The 17433-nt window shown below is 67.0% G+C and carries 15 protein-coding genes; 10 read left to right on the plus strand and 5 right to left on the minus strand.

Features of this window, described 5'->3' with window-relative positions:
* Positions 1-20: 20 nt before the first annotated feature.
* Together paaK and B1964_RS02810 are read left to right on the plus strand one after the other, a co-directional pair.
* On the plus strand, positions 21-1337 hold the full coding sequence (gene paaK, locus B1964_RS02805; protein ID WP_079928724.1) for a phenylacetate--CoA ligase PaaK: 1317 nt from the start codon (positions 21-23) through the stop codon (positions 1335-1337).
* A 4-nt stretch (positions 1338-1341) separates the two neighbouring features.
* On the plus strand, positions 1342-2304 hold the full coding sequence (locus B1964_RS02810; RefSeq protein WP_079928725.1) for a helix-turn-helix domain-containing protein: 963 nt from the start codon (positions 1342-1344) through the stop codon (positions 2302-2304).
* A 136-nt stretch (positions 2305-2440) separates the two neighbouring features.
* Here B1964_RS02810 and B1964_RS02815 read toward each other — a convergent pair whose 3' ends face one another.
* Positions 2441-3553: an NDMA-dependent alcohol dehydrogenase gene (locus B1964_RS02815; protein ID WP_006369766.1), complete on the minus strand. Its 1113-nt coding sequence runs from the start codon at positions 3551-3553 to the stop codon at positions 2441-2443.
* Positions 3554-3624: 71 nt separating this feature from the next.
* The gene (styD, locus tag B1964_RS02820) at positions 3625-5112 is read right to left on the minus strand and encodes a phenylacetaldehyde dehydrogenase StyD (protein ID WP_079928744.1); all 1488 of its coding nucleotides are present in this window, start codon (positions 5110-5112) and stop codon (positions 3625-3627) included.
* Between the two features lie 200 nt (positions 5113-5312).
* Here styD and B1964_RS02825 point away from each other — a divergent pair, with 200 nt between their 5' ends.
* Positions 5313-6428: an alpha/beta hydrolase family protein gene (locus B1964_RS02825; protein WP_079928726.1), complete on the plus strand. Its 1116-nt coding sequence runs from the start codon at positions 5313-5315 to the stop codon at positions 6426-6428.
* 17 nt (positions 6429-6445) lie between these two features.
* Here the strand turns inward: B1964_RS02825 and B1964_RS02830 are convergent, their stop codons facing one another.
* Positions 6446-6592, minus strand: a complete 147-nt coding sequence (locus B1964_RS02830) for a DUF1059 domain-containing protein (RefSeq protein WP_006369769.1) — start codon at positions 6590-6592, stop codon at positions 6446-6448.
* On the minus strand, positions 6589-7233 hold the full coding sequence (kstR, locus tag B1964_RS02835) for a cholesterol catabolism transcriptional regulator KstR (RefSeq protein ID WP_006369770.1): 645 nt from the start codon (positions 7231-7233) through the stop codon (positions 6589-6591). The genes B1964_RS02830 and kstR overlap by 4 nt, the downstream gene beginning before the upstream one ends.
* A 136-nt stretch (positions 7234-7369) precedes the next feature.
* On the opposite strand from kstR, the gene B1964_RS02840 reads away from it, so the two are divergent.
* Genes B1964_RS02840 through B1964_RS02870 form a run of 7 tightly spaced genes read left to right on the plus strand, consistent with a single transcriptional unit; the run spans position 7370 to position 16133 of the window.
* A complete protein-coding gene (locus B1964_RS02840; RefSeq protein WP_079928727.1) occupies positions 7370-9511 on the plus strand; it encodes an acyl-CoA dehydrogenase in 2142 nt (713 codons plus the stop codon).
* Between the two features lie 49 nt (positions 9512-9560).
* Complete coding sequence (locus B1964_RS02845) at positions 9561-10631, plus strand: acyl-CoA dehydrogenase family protein (protein WP_079928728.1); 1071 nt, start codon at positions 9561-9563, stop codon at positions 10629-10631.
* Positions 10621-11784 (plus strand): acyl-CoA dehydrogenase family protein, encoded by a 1164-nt coding sequence (locus tag B1964_RS02850; RefSeq protein WP_079928729.1) that lies wholly within the window; start codon positions 10621-10623, stop codon positions 11782-11784. The genes B1964_RS02845 and B1964_RS02850 overlap by 11 nt, the downstream gene beginning before the upstream one ends.
* The gene (locus B1964_RS02855; protein ID WP_079928730.1) at positions 11781-12791 is read left to right on the plus strand and encodes an OB-fold domain-containing protein; all 1011 of its coding nucleotides are present in this window, start codon (positions 11781-11783) and stop codon (positions 12789-12791) included. Before B1964_RS02850 ends, B1964_RS02855 begins: the two co-directional genes overlap by 4 nt.
* Positions 12788-13204 carry a MaoC family dehydratase gene (locus B1964_RS02860; RefSeq protein WP_079928731.1) on the plus strand — a complete coding sequence of 139 codons (417 nt, stop codon included), beginning with the start codon at positions 12788-12790 and terminating at the stop codon, positions 13202-13204. Before B1964_RS02855 ends, B1964_RS02860 begins: the two co-directional genes overlap by 4 nt.
* A 30-nt stretch (positions 13205-13234) precedes the next feature.
* Positions 13235-14410 (plus strand): lipid-transfer protein, encoded by a 1176-nt coding sequence (locus tag B1964_RS02865; RefSeq protein ID WP_079928732.1) that lies wholly within the window; start codon positions 13235-13237, stop codon positions 14408-14410.
* Between the two features lie 28 nt (positions 14411-14438).
* The gene (locus tag B1964_RS02870) at positions 14439-16133 is read left to right on the plus strand and encodes an AMP-binding protein (RefSeq protein WP_079928733.1); all 1695 of its coding nucleotides are present in this window, start codon (positions 14439-14441) and stop codon (positions 16131-16133) included.
* 7 nt (positions 16134-16140) lie between these two features.
* Here the strand turns inward: B1964_RS02870 and B1964_RS02875 are convergent, their stop codons facing one another.
* A complete protein-coding gene (locus B1964_RS02875) occupies positions 16141-17433 on the minus strand; it encodes an SLC13 family permease (protein WP_079928734.1) in 1293 nt (430 codons plus the stop codon).

Raw genomic sequence — 17433 nt, forward strand, 5'->3', positions numbered from 1 at the left:
TCTCACGCCTGGAGTCCACCATGACCAGCACCCTCCCCAGCGCCGCCGGCGGCTCGGAGACCGTCGCCATCGAATACGCGAGTCGCGACCGGATCGCCGATCTGCAGCTCTCGCGTCTCAAGTGGTCCTTGCACCACGCCTACGACAACGTCGCGCATTACCGGAAAGCTTTCGACGAGAAGGGGGTTCATCCGAGCGATCTGAAGGAACTCTCGGATCTGTCGTTGTTCCCGTTCACGGCGAAAGCCGATCTGCGCGACAACTATCCGTTCGGGATGTTCGCGGTACCGCAGGAGCAGGTGTCGCGGATTCACGCCTCATCGGGAACAACGGGCCGTCCCACCGTCGTCGGTTACACCGCGAACGATCTGAACAACTGGGCCGATCTGGTGGCCCGCAGCCTGCGGGCGGCGGGGGTTCGGCCGTCGGACAAGGTCCACGTCGCCTACGGCTACGGTCTGTTCACCGGTGGGCTGGGCGCACACTACGGCGCAGAGCGTCTGGGCTGCACGGTGATCCCGATGTCCGGCGGCATGACCGATCGCCAGATCCAGCTGATCGAGGACTTCGCCCCCGATGCCATCATGGTCACGCCGTCGTACATGTTGACCATCGTCGATGCGATGATCGCCAAGGGCATCGATCCATCGTCGACGTCGTTGCGCGTCGGCGTGTTCGGTGCCGAGCCGTGGACCGAGCAGATGCGGCGTGAACTCGAGACCCAGGTGGGGATGGACGCCGTCGACATCTACGGACTGTCGGAGGTGATGGGGCCCGGTGTCGCGCAGGAGTGCGTGGAAACCAAAGACGGACTGCACATCTGGGAGGACCACTTCTATCCCGAGATCGTCGACCCGATGACCGGTGAGGTGCTGCCGGACGGGGAGGAGGGGGAACTCGTCTTCACCTCTCTGACCAAGGAGGCGATGCCGATCATCCGGTACCGCACCCGCGATCTGACGCGACTGCTGCCGGGCACCGCGCGTTCGGTGCGACGAATGCAGAAGGTGACCGGACGATGCGACGACATGATCATCCTGCGCGGGGTCAATCTGTTCCCGACGCAGATCGAGGAACTGATCCTCACCGTGCCGGCACTCGCGCCCCAATTCCAGTGCGTCCTCGAACGTCCCGGCCGCATGGACAATCTGACCGTGCGTGTCGAATACCGCCCCGACGCACCGGGTTCGGACTGGCAGCCTGCTGCCGATTCGCTGAGAAAGGCTATCAAGAATCGGATCGGGGTTACCGTGGATGTCGAGATCGCCGAGCCCGGGACCCTCCAACGATCGACCGGCAAGGCGAAACGATTGGTCGACAACCGCCCCAAGGATTGATGTCATGAGCACCGCCGCCTCACACGATCTGGAGTTCGACGTGTGGCGGGAGGCGATCTCGAGTGCCTTCGTGCCGTTGGACGCCGCGCCGCTCGTCGGCGCGCCCACGGCATTCAGCGGCGGCCTCGCCAGCCGGGAACTCGGGGACCTCCAGCTGTCGGAGGTGCTCGGGGCGTCGGCGTGGGTGCGCCGGACCGCGTCGACGATCCGGCGGGCCGACCCCGGCGTGATCAAGGTGGCGCTGCAGTTGTCGGGGCATTCGACGGTGTCACAGGCCGGGCGGGAGGCCGAACTCGGACCCGGGGACCTGGCCGTCTACGACACGAGCCGACGTTACGAGCTGGCCTTGGCCGACTCGTTCGACATCCTGGTCGCCGTCATCCCGCGAGAGACGTTGCGTATCAATGACTCCGAACTCGATGACGGTGTGGCGCGCACCATCACCTCATGCACCGGTGTGGGCGCTCTGCTGCGTCCGATGCTCTGTGCGCTGCGGGAACAATCGCTGGGCGAGGAGTCGATGGCGCCTCGGGGAATGCGCGCACAGTCCCTCGTGACCGATGCCGTGGCCGACCTCGTCAGCGCCTGCCTGCGTGCCGCGGTGCCCGACACCGGCATCGGTGCCGGGGACACTGTGCTGATGTCGGCGCGGACGTACATCGAAGGGCACCTCGGTGACCCGTTCCTGACACCGGCAGCCGTTGCGGCTCATCATCATGTGTCGCTGCGCTATCTGCAGAAGCTCTTCGCGCAGGACGGCGACACCGTCGCCGGATTCATCCGTCGGCTGCGACTGGAGCGATGCCGCCGCGACCTGGCCGACCCGCTGCAGATCCACCGCAGCGTCGGGGCGATCTGTGCCGCCAACGGTCTCGTCGAGGCCGCCCACTTCTCCCGGATCTTCAAGAGCGCCTACGGCATGAGCCCGCGTCAATACCGCGACTCCCACCTGCCCGCCGCCGGCTGATCCTGTACCCCGGCATCCCACATCCACGCCCGCATCCACGGACTGGACTGACCGACTGTATGAAAAACGCTGCCCGAGTTGGCAAACGCGGGTGGTACACCCACCGCGTCTGCCAACTCGGACAGCGTTCGCAACGTCAGTACATGATCACCCCGCGCACGTTCTCGGCGCGGCGCATCGCGGCGTAGCCGTCGTTGACCTGGTCGAGAGTGTATGTGCGCGTGATCATCTCGTCGAGCTTGAGGCGCCCCTCCATGTACAGACGTAGCAGGTGGGGGATGTCGAAGCGGATGTTGGCGTTGCCGAACCATGCTCCCTTGAACGTCTTGCGCATCGCGGTGAGGTCGAACAGGCTCATCGTGACATCTGTGGCGGTCAGGTCACCTACCGAGACCTGCACGCACACACCACCCTTGGCGACCAGGCTCATCGCCGGTGCCACCAGGGCGCCCTGTGCGACGTCGACGGTGATGAGCACCTTGTCGGCCAGCTGACCCCAGGTGATTTCCTGCAAGAGTTCCTGTGCCTCCTCGATGCTCGCGACCGCGTGCGTGGCGCCGAAGATCTTGGCCTGATCCCGCTTGAACGGCGACGGATCGACGAGCACGACGTGCCGCGCACCCGCCAGCGCTGCACCCTGCACCGCGCCACAGCCTACGCCGCCCATACCCAATACGACGACGGTCTCACCGGCGGAAACGCCGGCCGCGTAGACCGACGAGCCCCAACCGGTGGTCACACCGCACCCGACGAGAGCGGCCTTGTCGAGCGGGATGTCCTTGGTGAGTTTGACGCACGACGCCTCGTTGACCACGGTTACCGGTGCGAAGGTGCCGAGCAGACACATCAGACCCGCATCCTGGCCGTTGACGTGATGGCGAGAAGTGCCGTCGGAGAGCTGCACGCCGGCAAGCAGATTGGCGCCGAGATCACAGATGCTCGACATCCCCTTGGCGCACGACGGGCACCGCCCGCAGGCCGGGATGAAACCGAGGGCGACGTGGTCGCCGACCTCGACGGACTTCACCCCCGGGCCGATCTCGGTCACCACACCGGCGCCCTCGTGGCCGCCGATGTACGGATACATCCCCACGGGCACGCTGCCGTCGCGGACGTGCTCGTCGGAATGGCACATCCCCGACGCCGCCAGCTCGACCTTCACCTCGCCGTACTTCGGCGCGTCGAGCTCGAGTTCCTCGATCTGCCAATCCTGACCGGGCTCCCACAGAACTGCTGCTTGTGTCTTCATGATCGATCCTTGTCTTCGGTGAAGTTACTTCGGTGGTCCGATGTTCGGGCGGTCGTCAAAGGTCCGTCTGTTCAGAGAACGACGGTGACGACCTTCTCCTCGGTGTTCGCGACGATGCCCGCCCACCCGAGCTCACGGCCGACACCGCTGGTCTTCATGCCGCCCCAGGGCAACGCCGGGTCGATCGCCGCCCACCCGTTGACCCAGACCGCTCCGGCCCGTACCCGCGCCGCAAGCGAATGCGCCTGAGCCACATCCGATGTCCAGATACTGGCGGCGAGGCCGTAATCGGTGTCGTTGGCCAGTGCGATCGCCTCGTCCGACTCGTCGAAGGCGATCACCGTGCCGACCGGCCCGAAGATCTCCTCGCGGGCGATCCGCATGTCGTTGGTGGCGTCGGCAAAGATGGTGGGCTGCACGAAGAATCCGGACTCCCCGCCACGCTCGCCACCGGCGACGAGTCGTGCCCCCTCGGACCGGCCGGACGCGATGTAGTCCAGCACGGTGGCCTGCTGTTTCGCGTTGACCAACGCACCCATGGTGGTGGCCGGATCCAGCGGGTCGCCGAGGACCTGCGCGGCCGCGGCGCCGGCGAGTCCCTCGACCACCGCGTCGTAGTGCGAACGATGCACCAGCACACGGGTTCCGGCGGCGCACACCTCGCCCTGATTGAAGAACAGCCCCATCGCGGTGCCGTTGATCGCGGCCTCGACGTCAGCGTCGGCGAGGATGATCTGCGGTGACTTGCCGCCGAGTTCGAGCGTGGTGCGCTTGAAGGTGTCGGCGGCCACCTTGAGGATGTGGCGACCCACCCGCGGACTTCCGGTGAAGCTGATCTTGTCGACGTCGGGATGCGCGGTCAACGCCTCACCCGCCACCTGGCCCAGTCCGGGGACGACGCCGACGACACCGTCGGGCAGTCCGGCCTCGGCGAGTAGCGATGCCAGATGCAGGATCGACAGCGGTGCATCCTCCGGGGGCTTCACCACGACGGTGTTCCCGGCCGCCAGGGCGGGTGCGAGCTTCCATGCGGCGATCATCAGCGGGGTGTTCCACGGGATGATCGCGCCGATCACACCGACCGGCTCGCGCACGGTGTAGGAGTGCGTCGGCCGCCCGAAGTAGCCGGCGGTGGGGATCGATTGACCGGTGATCTTGTCGGCCCAGCCCGCGAAGTGACGGAACGTGGCCGCCGCGTTGGGGACGTCGAGCATGGCCGGCTGGCCGATCGGCTTGCCGATGTCGAGCGACTCGAGACGGGCCAGGATGTCGGCATCACGCTCGATGAGGTCGGCCACCCGGTTGAGCAGTGCGCCGCGGGCCGCGCCGGGGGTGGCGGCCCAACTGCCCGACAGCGCGGCGCGGGCCGCGCGGACCGCGTCATCGATGTCGGCGGCCGAACCCGCGGCGACGTCGACCAGCGGCCGACCGGTCGCCGGGTTCAGGTCGGTGAAGGTCTCACCGTCGGCGGCCGTGTGCCAGGCACCTCCGATGAAAAGCCTCGTCTCGGTGCCCGCGGGTAGGTGGGTGGCCTCGCCGTCGATGTTCACTGCCGTCATTGCGTCTCCGCTCTCTCGGTCGTTGTGACTGCTGCCACAATTCTCGAAATCGGCGGCCGGCATTACTTGCACGTGCGCGCATGGATTGTTGACCGAACGCGAACCATCACAACTGGCTAACGACCGCTCCCGCGATTTCCGGGACGCCGATTAGGGGCGTTAAGCTGAGAAAACTGTGACTGTTGTGATTGAAGGGGCTGATGGTGCATAAGAGCTTGGTGCGGGTTCTGGCGGCGGTGTCGACCGCCGTGACCGTCGGCGCGCTCACCGGCACGGGCGTCGGCATCGCCGACACCGATCCGGCGCCGCCCAATTCCTCGACCAACACCACGACGACGTCGACCACCTCGACCGCCGACCAGCCGGCCAATCCCGCCAATCCGGCACCGATGAATGCGTCGAAGATCCAGACCCTCGTCCACGACTCGCCCCAGCAGGTCACCGCGATCGTGTACTCGGCGTCGATGGACAAGCTGATCCCGGTGACGGTCCTGCTGCCCAAGGACAAGAGCAAGCCCGCGCCGACGCTGTACCTGCTCAACGGTGCGGGTGGCGGCGAGGACTCGGCCACCTGGGCCGCCAAGACCAGCTACATGCAGTACTTCGCCGACAAGAACGTGTACGTGGTGACGCCGATCGGCGGCGCCTTCTCCTATTACACCGACTGGCAGAAGGACGATCCGGTACTCGGGCGCAACAAGTGGACGACCTTCCTCACCAAAGAGCTTCCGCCGCTGATCAACAAGGAGTTCGACACGACGGGCGAGAACGCCATCGCCGGTATCTCGATGGCCGGCACGTCGGTGCTCAATCTCGCGATCGCGGCCCCCGGGTTGTACAAGTCGGTCGCCGCCTACAGCGGGTGCGCCCGCACCAGTGACCCGTTGGGGCTGGCGTACATCCGGATGGTCGTCGGCGATCGCGGCCACGGCAACATCGTCAACATGTGGGGTGTACCCGGCGGTCCCGGATGGGTGGCCAACGACCCCTACGTCAACGCCGGAAAACTCAAGGGCACCAAGGTGTACATGACCAGCGGCAGCGGTCTGCCGGGTCCCAACGATCAGCTCAATGCGCCACTCATCGACGGTGATCCGGTCACCCTGGGTAACCAGATCCTCCTCGGCGGCGTGATCGAGGCCGCGGTGAACCAGTGCACCGAGCAGATGGCCCAGCGGATGAACGAGCTCGGCGTCGAGAACAAGGTGATGTTGCGCCCCACCGGAACTCACTCGTGGGCCTACTGGGAACAGGACCTGCACGACACCTGGCCGATGATCGCCGCCGATCTCGCGAAGCGGCCGGCCGGCAACTAGGTCGGGCCGGTGGGCGCCTAGTAGGCCATGAACAGGATCTCGTTGCGCGAGTACTCGTGGTCGGGGTGATTCTCGGCCAGGTGCTTGCGGACGTTGTCGACGAGTTCGTCTTCGGTGGTGCCGCGCAGCATCTCGCCGCACGGGCAGGTCAGTCGGGTCTTCATGAGTGGGGCACCCGATCCTTCAGGAGTAGTCGGACGGTCAGTTCGAGGCGATTGGTGACATCGGTCGCCGACGCGCGGCGCGTGAGCCACTGCACCAGGTTCGACATCCACACGTCGGCGAGCACGCGGGCGATGGCGAGATCCTCCTCGCCCGGTTCTCCCTCGTCGACGATCGCGCCGGCGAGTAGTCGGTCGATGATGCCGGCGACCTGATCGACCTCGGCGGTCGCCGACGCGTCGGCGAACATGAACGCCCGGGTCATCGCCTCGGTGAGAAGCGGATCGCGCTGCATCGCGAAGGTGATCATGTCCAGGACGTGCCGCAGACGTTCGATCGCGTTGTCGCCGCGCAGTTGTGACCGGTCGACCCGGGACTCGACGCGGGCGAGTTCGCGCGCCAGCGAGGTCACCAGCAGGTGCACCTTGGACGGGAAGTACCGGTAGAGCGTGCCGACCGCGACGTCGGCCTTCTCGGCGACGGTCCGCATCTGGACGGCGTCGTAGCCGCCCTTGGACGCCAACGTCAGGGTGGCGTCGAGGATTCGACGTCGTCGGTCTCGCTGGGCCGCGGACCCGTATTCGCCTGTGCCGGTGTCGGCGACCGCTTCGGTCGCGGTTGCGGCGTTGTCAGATGCAGCCATGTGCTCTCGGACATCCTCACGTCGTCGGGTCGTGGTGGGCCGCGCGGTCGAGTAGGTGGGTACCGAACCCGCGTCCCTCATGGCATATTAGAACAGGTTCTAGTTCTTGGTCACCTTTCGACACCGAAGGAATCCCGTGACTCTCGCCACGTCCTCCGAACAGCTCGCGGTCTGCGAGGCCATCGCGGCCTGGTCGGCACGGGTCGGTACCACCGACATCGCCCGCGCCCAGATCGACAAACCGGGCGAGGACTGGTTGGGATTGTTCCACCAACTCGCCGAGTTCGGGCTGTTCGCCGCGGTGTTACCCGAATCGAAGGGTGGTCTGGGCGCGGGCTTCACCGACCTCGCCGCCATGCTCGAGCAATGCGGCCGCGACCTCATACCCGGCCCGATCGGGGAGACCGCGGCGACCGCACTCGCGCTCACCATGACCGACGACCCGCGGGCCGAGGAACTGCTGGCCGCGGTGGTCGCAGGTGAGGCTCCCGGAGTCGTCCCGGTCTTCGACGGTCCGCTGCCATCCATCGGGGATCGGGTCGAGCTGGTGGTCCCCGGATACGTCGACGCAGCGGTACTGCTCCTGCCCACCGTCGACGGATGGCGGATTCTCGCGCCTGCGTACGGGATGCGCGAGCGGACCGTCGAGCCCCCGGTCGACGGGGCCACGCCGGTCACCCGCGTCACGATCGAGGGCCTCGAGCCGGATGCGCCGATCGTGTGCGCCGATTCGCCCCTCGTCGACGGTGTACTGGCGTTGGCGCGCAACGCTTTCGCGAGTGGGGTGTGCCGCTGGGCGCTCGACACCGCCGTCGGCTACGCCAAGGTCCGCACCCAGTTCGGGGTCGCGATCGGCTCCTTCCAGGCGATCAAACACATCTGTGCCGACATGCTGTGCCGCACCGAGCAGGTCGAGGCCGCGGCCTGGGATCTCGCGAACGCCCTCGACTCCGCCGCTGCCGACGCCGACGAACAGTTGTCGCTGAGCGTCGACGTCGCCGACATCCTGGTCGCCGACCTCCCCGTCGCCGTCACCAAGGACTGCGTGCAGGTCCTCGGCGGCATCGGCTTCACCTTCGAGCACGATGCGCATCTGTATCTGCGGTCGGCGATGACCGCGCGCGCCCGTCTCGACGCCGGTGTTCCCGCGCGGATCTCGCTGTCGCAGCGTGGACTCGACGGCGGGCGGCGGGAGTTCGAGATCGACCTGTCGGCCGTCGAGAGCCAACGAGCAGAGGTCCGCGCGATGGCCGAAAAGGTGCGCGCCGCACCGGAATCGGAGCAACGTCGGCTTCTCGCCGAGAGCGGCTATCTGGCACCGCACTGGCCGCCGCCGCACGGGCTCGGCGCCGACCCCGCACTCCAACTGCTCATCGACGCCGAGTTCGACCGCGCCGGTGTCGTCCGGCCGGACCTCGTCATCGGGGCCTGGGCGATCCCGACGATCCTCGAGCACGGTACCGACGCCCAACGCGACCGTTTCGTGGCGCCCACGCTGGCCGGCGACATCATCTGGTGTCAGCTGTTCAGCGAACCCGAGGCGGGCTCGGATCTCGCCTCGCTGCGCACCCGTGCCACCCGGACCGACGGCGGCTGGATGCTGACCGGACAGAAGATCTGGAACTCACAGGCGCACAACGCGCAGTGGGGAATCTGCTTGGCGCGCACCGGCGATGGTGACACCCCCAAGCACAAGGGCATCACCTACTTCCTGGTCGACATGGCCTCGCCGGGCATCGACATCCGGCCGCTGCGCGAGCTGACGGGTCGCGCGAACTTCAACGAGGTCTTCCTCGACGAGGTGTTCGTCCCCGACGACTGCGTGGTCGGTGAGGTCGGCGGCGGGTGGCGACTGGCGCGCACGACCCTGGCGAACGAGCGGGTGGCGATGGGTGGTTCCGGGCTCGGCAAGGAGATGGAGTCGCTGCTGCACCAGATCTCCGGGATGTCCCGGCCGCTCGAACGCGCCGAGCAGGCACGATTGGGCCGACTCGTCGCCGACGCCCACATCGGTCGGGTCCTCGACGCACGTGCGGTCACCCGGCGCCTGGCCGGCCATGATCCAGGGGCGCTGTCGAATGTGCGCAAACTGATCGGCGTCGCCCACCGGCAGTCGGTCCCCGAGGCCGCGCTCGATTTCCTGGGACTCGACGCGGTGATGGCCGGTGGCGCTTCGGATCTCGCGTTGCAGAATCGGTGCCTGTCGATCGCGGGCGGCACCACCCAGATCCTCAAGACGGCCGCGGCGGAGCGAATCCTCGGACTCCCGCGCGCCTGATCTGATACAACTAGAACAGGTTCTAATTCTTGCGATAGGAGGTGCCGGGGTGGACTTTGCCGTCGATAGCGAGGCGATCGCCGTCGGGGACGTCGCCGCCGAGGTGCTCACACGACACGACACGGTCTGGGAGTCGAAGTTCGCCGACACCGTCGGCGGCTTCGACACCGCGCTCTGGGACGAGATGACCGCTGCCGGACTCGGACATCTGGCGCTGCCGGAGTCGCTGGGTGGTGACGATCTCGGCATCCTCGCGTTGACACCGCTGTTGCGTCGGCTGGGGGAGTCGGCGGCCGTGGTGCCCGCGATCGGATCACTGACCTCGGCTTTGGTGCTGCGCACCCTCGACTCGCGGCAGCGATGGGCGGGCACGCTCGCCGAGGGCGCCTGGCACGCCGTCGCACTCGGCGAGCTCGGCGGTGCGCTCACCGACGCCCCGGCGACCACGCTGCGCGATGGCCGGCTCAACGGGGTCAAGACCGGAGTCCTGCACGCGGAGGGTTCGACGGTGCTGCTCGTCGGCGCCGACGCCGGAGTCGTCGCGGTACGCACGGAGGCACCCGGCGTGTCGCTGGTGCGCACCCCGTCCTCGAGCGGCTGGGGTGAGTACACGGTGCGTTTCGGCGACGTGTCCGTCGACGCAGCCGACCTGCTCACCGCCGACCTCGCGGTGTTGCGTGACGCCTACCGGATCGCGTTGTGCACCTATGCCGACGGCCTGATCGCCGGCGCCACCCGACTGACCGCCGACCACGTCACCAATCGTCACCAGTTCGACAAACCCATCGCACTGTTCCAGGCGGTCAGTCAGCAACTCGCCGACGTCTACGTCGTCGGCCGCTCGATGAACCTCGCGACCACCGCCGCGGCGTGGCGGATGTCGGAAGATCTTGATGCGCAACAAGATCTGGCCATCGGCACCTACTGGATGGCCGACGAGCTGCCCCCGACCCTGCGCACGATGATCCACCTGCACGGCGGACTGGGCGTCGACGTCACCTATCCGCTGCACCGGTATTTCTCGATCGCCAAGGACCTCGCCCGATTGGTCGGGGGGCCGTCGGCGCGGATCGACGAGCTCGCGGGCCTGCACGCCGAGGAGACCACCGATGTTCATTGACCTGACGCCCGATCAACGGGCTCTCAAAATGCAACTGCGCGAATACTTCTCCGACCTGATCAGTCCCGACGACGCACACACCATGCTCACCGAGCGGCACGGCAAGACCTACCGCAAGGTGATCAAGCAGATGGGTACCGACGGGTGGCTCGGCGTCGGATGGCCCAAAGAGTATGGCGGCAAGGGTTTCGGTGAGATCGAACAACAGATCTTCACCAACGAGGCGGTCCGTGCCGACGTCCCGCTGCCCGCGGTGACCCTGCAGACGGTCGGCCCGACCCTGCAGGAACACGGCACCGAGGAGCAGAAAGACCTGTTCCTACCCAAGATCCTCTCCGGCGACGTGCATTTCGCGATCGGCTACACCGAGCCCGAGGCCGGCACCGACCTGGCGTCGTTGACCACCACCGCAGTGCTCGACGGCGACCACTACGTCGTCAACGGGCAGAAGATCTTCACCACCGGTGGCCACGACGCCGACTACATCTGGCTCGCGGTACGCACCGACAAGAATGCCCCCAAGCACAAGGGCATCTCGATTCTCATCGTCGACACCACCGATCCCGGCTACTCGTGGACGCCCATCATCACCGCCGACGGCGCGCATCACGTCAACGCCACGTACTACAACGACGTGCGGGTGCCGGTCTCGATGCGTGTCGGCGAGGAGGGCGGCGGCTGGCGGCTGATCACCACCCAGCTCAACCACGAGCGGGTGATGCTCGGCCCCGCCGGACGCGTCGAGGGACTGGCCGCGCGCGTGCGGCGCTGGGCACAGCGTCCGGGTGCCGACGGCACACCGATCGCCGAGTACCCCGACGTCCGTCGCACGCTCGCCCGGATCGACGCCTACGCCCGGATCAACGAACTGCTCAACTGGCAGGTGGCCTCCACCGGTGAGGCCATCTCGATGGCCGACGCCGCGGCCACCAAGGTCTTCGCGACCGAACGACTGCAGGGCATCCACCGCATGATCGACGAGATCCTCACTTGCCATGGTGATCTCACCGACCCCGACACCGACGAGCTTGTGCGATGGCTCGACGTGCAGGCCAAACGCAACGTGGTCATCACCTTCGGTGGCGGCGTCAACGAGGTGATGCGCGACATGATCGCCACCGCCGGACTCGGATTGCCGAGGGCCAAGCGATGACCGCCCAGACGAGCGAGGCCATCCTCGAGGCCACCGAACAGATCAAGGCGGCCGGACCGAGCGCACCGGTCGCCGGCCGGGATCCGGTGAACCTGCCCATGATCCGCAACTGGGTGGAGGCAATGGGTGACGACAACCCCATCTACGTCGACGCAGACGCGGCTCGTGCCGCAGGCCACCGGGGGATTGTTGCACCACCGGCGATGGCGCAGGTGTGGACGATGCGCGGACTGCGCGGGGTGCGCAGCGCCGACGATCCGCTCGGGCGCGCCAGCGAACTGTTCGACGAGGCCGGCTACACCTCGGTCGTCGCCACCAACTGCGACACCACCTATCACCGTTACGTCGAGGTCGGTGAAGAGGTGAGCCTGTCGGCCGAACTCGTCGACGTCGTCGGCCCCAAGACCACCGCGCTCGGCGAGGGCTGGTTCTTCACCACCCGCAACACCTGGTCGGTCGGCGATGAGGTGGTCGCCGAGATGGACTTCCGCATCCTCAAATTCCGTCCGCCGGCCGGCCCAGCCGTTCCGGAGACTACGACGGTCCCGGAGGATCTGGACCCCGCGAAGATGTTGCGGCCCAGTCCGTCCCGGGACACCGCGTTCTTCTGGGACGGTGTGGCGGCGCACGAACTGCGCATCCAGCAGGTCGCCGACGGCTCGTTGCGGCATCCGCCGATCCCGGCGACCTGGAAACCCCGCGCAGCCGACGGAACCGTCCCGGACACCGACTATGTGGTCTCCACCGGATTCGGAACCGTGTACAGCTACGTGGTGCACCGCGCGCCGAAGGTCCCCGGACGCGGCCTGCCCTTTGTCGTCGCGCTCGTCGAACTCGACGAGGGTGTCCGCATGCTCGGCGAGCTGCGCGGCGTGGACCCCGATGCGGTGCAAATCGGGATGCCGGTCACCACAACCTATCTCGACTTCCCCGCCGACCCCGACACCGGTGCGCCGGCGTGGGCGCTCTACGCCTTCACCCCGCGTGAGAACGGAGAGCGGTCATGACCATCGAGGCGGCACCGGCCGTGGAGGTGGGAACAAGGTTGCCGGAGTTGACGATCGAGGCCACCCCGACCTTCGTCGTGGCCAGCGCGCTGGCCACCCGCGACTTCCAGGACGTGCACCACGACCGGGATCTCGCGCACGCCAAGGGCTCCAAGGACATCTTCGTCAACATCCTCACCGACACCGGACTGGTCGAACGGTTCGTCACCGACTGGGCCGGCCCGTCAGCCCGCATCACCAAGATCACCCTCAAGTTGGGGGTGCCCTGGTACGCCTACGATTCGGTGACGTTCACCGGCGAGGTGACCGCATGCGATCAGGACGCGGTCACCGTGTCGGTGGTGGGTACCAATTCCCTTGGCAAACACGTCATCTCGACGGTCTCACTGACGTTGCACGCAGGAGCGAAGTGATGGGAACAGCGAAGTGATGGGAACACTGAAGTGACGGGCAGGCTGGGCGGACAGGCCGCCATCGTCGGCATCGGTGCCACCGAGTTCTCCAAGGATTCCGGGCGCAGTGAGCTCCGGCTGGCCGCGGAGGCGGTAAGTGCGGCGATCGCCGACGCCGGACTGACCCCCGCCGACGTCGACGGCCTGGTCACCTTCACCATGGACACCAATGCCGAGATCGCCGTCGCCCGCGCCGTCGGCATCGACGAGATGACCTACTTCTCCCGCATCCATTACGGCGGCGGGGCGGCGTGTGCGACCGTGCAACAGGCCGCGATGGCGGTCGCGACCGGTGTCGCCGACGTCGTCGTGGCCTACCGTGCCTTCAACGAGCGGTCGGGATTGCGCTTCGGGCAGGTGAATTCGGCCGTCGCCAATCAGGAGAACTCGTCGGGTACCGACAATGCGTTCTCCTACCCGCACGGCTTGTCGACCCCGGCGGCATTCGTCGCGATGGTCGCGCAGCGTTACATGCACGACTTCGGCGCCACCAGTGCCGACTTCGGTCGGATCGCCGTCGTCGACCGCAAACACGCGGCGGTGAACCCGAATGCGTTCTTCTACGGCAAACCCATCACCCTCGACGACCACCAGGCCTCGCGCTACATCGCCGAACCGTTGCATCTGCTGGACTGCTGCCAGGAGTCCGATGGTGGTGTGGCGCTGGTGATCACGTCGGTCGAGCGTGCCAAGGACCTGCCGCATACGCCTGCGGTGATCGCCGCCGCTGCCGCGGGAAGTGCGGCCGACCAGTTCATCATGACCAGCTACTACCGCGACGAGTTGGCGGCCCTCCCCGAGATGGGCCTCGTCGGCCGGCAGCTGTGGGAGCAGTCCGGGTTGGGCCCCGACGACATGGATCTGGCGGTCCTCTACGACCACTTCACCCCGTACACGCTGCTCCAGCTCGAAGAGCTGGGCTTCTGCGGCCAAGGCGAGGCCAAGGATTTCGTCGCCGAGCCCGGCGCCCTGGAAGTGGGTGGGCGGTTGCCGCTCAACACCCACGGCGGCCAGCTCGGTGAGGCCTACATCCACGGCATGAACGGCATTGCCGAAGGTGTACGGCAACTGCGCGGTACGTCGGTCAACCAGGTCGACGATGCGACGAGGGTCGTCGTGACCGCAGGCACCGGCGTCCCCACCAGCGGTCTGGTCCTGACCGCATGACCTCACACCCCGAAGGAGTTCGTCAATCATGACCCCAGACGCCCAGACCCCAGACGCCCAGACCCCCGTTTCGCAGACCCCCGTCAAGTTCAATCTGGCCGACGTGTTCGAGACCGTTGCGGACTCGGTGCCCGAGCGGATCGCCCTGAGTTACGAGGGCCGCCAGATCAGTTACGCAGAACTCGACAGGCTCGCCAACCGGGTGGCACACCTGTTGCGCGACAACGGTATCGGTACGGCAGATCACGTCTCACTGTTCCTGAAGAACAGCGTCGAGCACGTCACCAGCCTGCTCGGGCTGCTGAAGATCCGCGCGGTCCCGGTGAACGTCAATTATCGCTACACCAACTCCGAGCTGCGCTACATCTTCGACAACTCCGACTCACGGGGCATCATCGTCGAACTCTCCGAGCATCAAAGCAGTGTTGCCGCGCTGCTTCCCGAATTGCCGCTGGTGCGCACGGTGTTCGTCGTCGGCGACATCATCGACGAATTGACCACGGCCGCAGCGTCGTTACCCGAAGGGCGCACGGTCTCGATCGTGCCGTTCGCCGAAGAGGCCGCGGCGTCCGAGGATCGCGACTTCGAGGCCCGCACCGGTGACGAGCTGTACCTGCTCTACACCGGCGGCACCACCGGATACCCCAAGGGCGTGATGTGGCGTCACGACGATTTCTTCCGCAAGCCCATCTCCGGCGGCAACCCGTATGGCGACGCCCGCAAGGATCTCGCCGAGGTGGGCAGTGCGGTCAAGGAATTCGGCTCCATCGCCTTCAACATCGCGGCTCCACTCATGCACGGCGCGGCGTCGTACTCGTTGTTCACCTTCCTCACCCTCGGTGGGCGGTTGGTGCTGATGCGCGACTTCGACCCGGCCGCAATCGTGGCGGGCATCGAGGACGAGAAGATCCAGATCATTCTCATCGTCGGTGACGCGATGGGCATGCCGCTCGTCGAGGAGATGGAACGCCGCAAGGACGACGTCGACCTGTCGTCGCTGTTCTCGGTGACCTCCGGTGGCGCGATCTGGTCGCACCACAACCGCGACCGATTCGCGGCGATCAAACCCGAACTCATCCTGCGCGACAACTTCGGGGCGTCGGAGTCGGGCAACGACGGTGAGATCATGATGGACGACAACGGCAATCTGCGGGTGCCGCCGACCGACAAGATGATGGTCGTCGACGAGCGGCTCAACCGGATCGAGCCCGGCTCGGGCGACGTCGGTTACATCGCACGCATCGGCAATGTGCCGCTCGGGTACTACAAGGACGAGGAGAAGAGCGCCCGGACGTTCCCGACCCTGCCCGACGGCCGTCGCATCTCGATTCTCGGCGACATGGGCACCGTGGAGGCCGACGGGTCGATCGTCTTTCTCGGCCGGGGTTCACAGTGCATCAACACCGGTGGGGAGAAGGTGTACGCCGAGGAGGTCGAGGCGGTGTTGCACGCCCATCCCGCGATCGGCGATGCACTCGTCGTCCCGGTGCCCGACGAACGCTACGGTCAGCGGGTGGCCGCGGTCGCCCGCGTCGCCGACGGCGAGGCAGAGCCCACCCTCGCCGAGATCCAGGAGTACTGCCGCGAATCGCTGGCCGGATACAAGGTTCCGCGGACCATCGTGTTCGTCGACGAGGTCAAGCGCACCCCGGCGGGCAAGGCGGACTACCGCTGGGCCAAGAACGCCGCGGCGGCCTCCGATCAGCAGGCTGTGACAGCCTGAGTGCGGATCACATCACCTGCAGGCCGACCCAGAGCGCGACGACCGCGGCGATGAGGGTCGGCGGAACGGTGAGCGTGCCCAGCAGCACGTAGCGTCGCGTCGGCGGCGCGATGGTGTGGCGGCGCATCACGTCGCGCCACAATAGGTTTGCCAGCGAACCGAAGTAGGCGAGGTTGGGGCCGATGTTGACGCCGAGCAGCATGGCCAACGCCAAGCCGTGATCATGGGCGACCATCGGCAGCAGGAGCAGTGTCGCCGGGAGGTTGTTGAGCACGTTGGCCGCGACCGCCGCGAGTGCGGCGACCGCCAGGAGTGCCCACAGCGAGTTGCCACCCGGGATGAGATGGGTGATCGCCTCGCCGATCGGTCCGAGCCGGATGGGCAGGATGATGATGCCCAGCGCGGCGACGAACGCGAGGAACGGGATGTTCACCGCGCGCAGCGCACGAACCGCGGTGACCACGGGCGCCTTGCGCATCGGAACGATGAGCATCACCGCGGCCCCGACACCGGCGATCGCGGCCAAGGGAATTCCCAACGGCTCGGCGATGACGAAGCCGCACAGCAGTAGACCGAGCAGGATCAGCGTGACGACCGGCGCCGGGCGCCGGGTGGTGCGCTCGGGTGTGCCGCTGTGCGGCTGTACCGGAGTGCGGGTGGTCTGCGGTGCGGTGGTCTGCAGTTCGCCGGCGAAGAAGATCCGGAAGATGACGTATTCGACGACGATCGCGACCACCCACGGGGCCGCCATCAGTCCGGCGAAGGAGAGGAAACCGAGCCCGGTCGCCGAAAAGGCCAGCAGATTGGTCAGATTCGACACCGGCAACAGCGTCGAGGCACTGTTGGCCAGGTGTGCGGTCGCCGTACCGACCGGGGTCACCCGGGCGCCGATCCGCCGCGCGGTGGCCACTGCCACCGGGGTCAACAGCACGATCGTGGTGTCGATCGACAGCACCGCCGTGGTGAGCGCCGCGGCGACGAACACCAGGCCGAGTAGGTGCGTGGGCGATCCGCGGCTCCAGTCCGCGAGCAACTGACCCACCCAGGCGAAGACCCCGGTGCGTGCGCACACCTCGGCGACCACCAGCATGGCGGCGAGGAAGCCGATGGTCGGCCCGATGAACTCGAGTTCGTCGCGCCCCTGCGACCACGACACGACGCCGAGAAGGGTCACCAGCACCGCGGCCGGAACCGCGACGATCGCCGGCGAAAGGCGTTGTGCGGACACCGCGATCCCGATGACGGCGATCAGGGCGAGCACGGCCACGGCGGTGCCCAGTGGACTGTGGACGTCGAGCAC

The sequence above is a fragment of the Gordonia sp. i37 genome (assembly GCF_002043085.1).
GTDB lineage: Bacteria > Actinomycetota > Actinomycetes > Mycobacteriales > Mycobacteriaceae > Gordonia > Gordonia polyisoprenivorans.

Coding starts and splice junctions, on each gene's coding strand:
- paaK (WP_079928724.1), top strand. CDS start 21: ATGACCAGCACCCTCCCCAGCGCCGCCGGCGGCTCGGAGACCGTCGCC.
- styD (WP_079928744.1), bottom strand. CDS start 5,112: ATGACGGCAGTGAACATCGACGGCGAGGCCACCCACCTACCCGCGGGC.
- B1964_RS02815 (WP_006369766.1), bottom strand. CDS start 3,553: ATGAAGACACAAGCAGCAGTTCTGTGGGAGCCCGGTCAGGATTGGCAG.
- B1964_RS02830 (WP_006369769.1), bottom strand. CDS start 6,592: ATGAAGACCCGACTGACCTGCCCGTGCGGCGAGATGCTGCGCGGCACC.
- B1964_RS02860 (WP_079928731.1), top strand. CDS start 12,788: ATGACCATCGAGGCGGCACCGGCCGTGGAGGTGGGAACAAGGTTGCCG.
- B1964_RS02870 (WP_079928733.1), top strand. CDS start 14,439: ATGACCCCAGACGCCCAGACCCCAGACGCCCAGACCCCCGTTTCGCAG.
- B1964_RS02850 (WP_079928729.1), top strand. CDS start 10,621: ATGTTCATTGACCTGACGCCCGATCAACGGGCTCTCAAAATGCAACTG.
- B1964_RS02825 (WP_079928726.1), top strand. CDS start 5,313: ATGGTGCATAAGAGCTTGGTGCGGGTTCTGGCGGCGGTGTCGACCGCC.
- B1964_RS02855 (WP_079928730.1), top strand. CDS start 11,781: ATGACCGCCCAGACGAGCGAGGCCATCCTCGAGGCCACCGAACAGATC.
- B1964_RS02810 (WP_079928725.1), top strand. CDS start 1,342: ATGAGCACCGCCGCCTCACACGATCTGGAGTTCGACGTGTGGCGGGAG.
- kstR (WP_006369770.1), bottom strand. CDS start 7,233: ATGGCTGCATCTGACAACGCCGCAACCGCGACCGAAGCGGTCGCCGAC.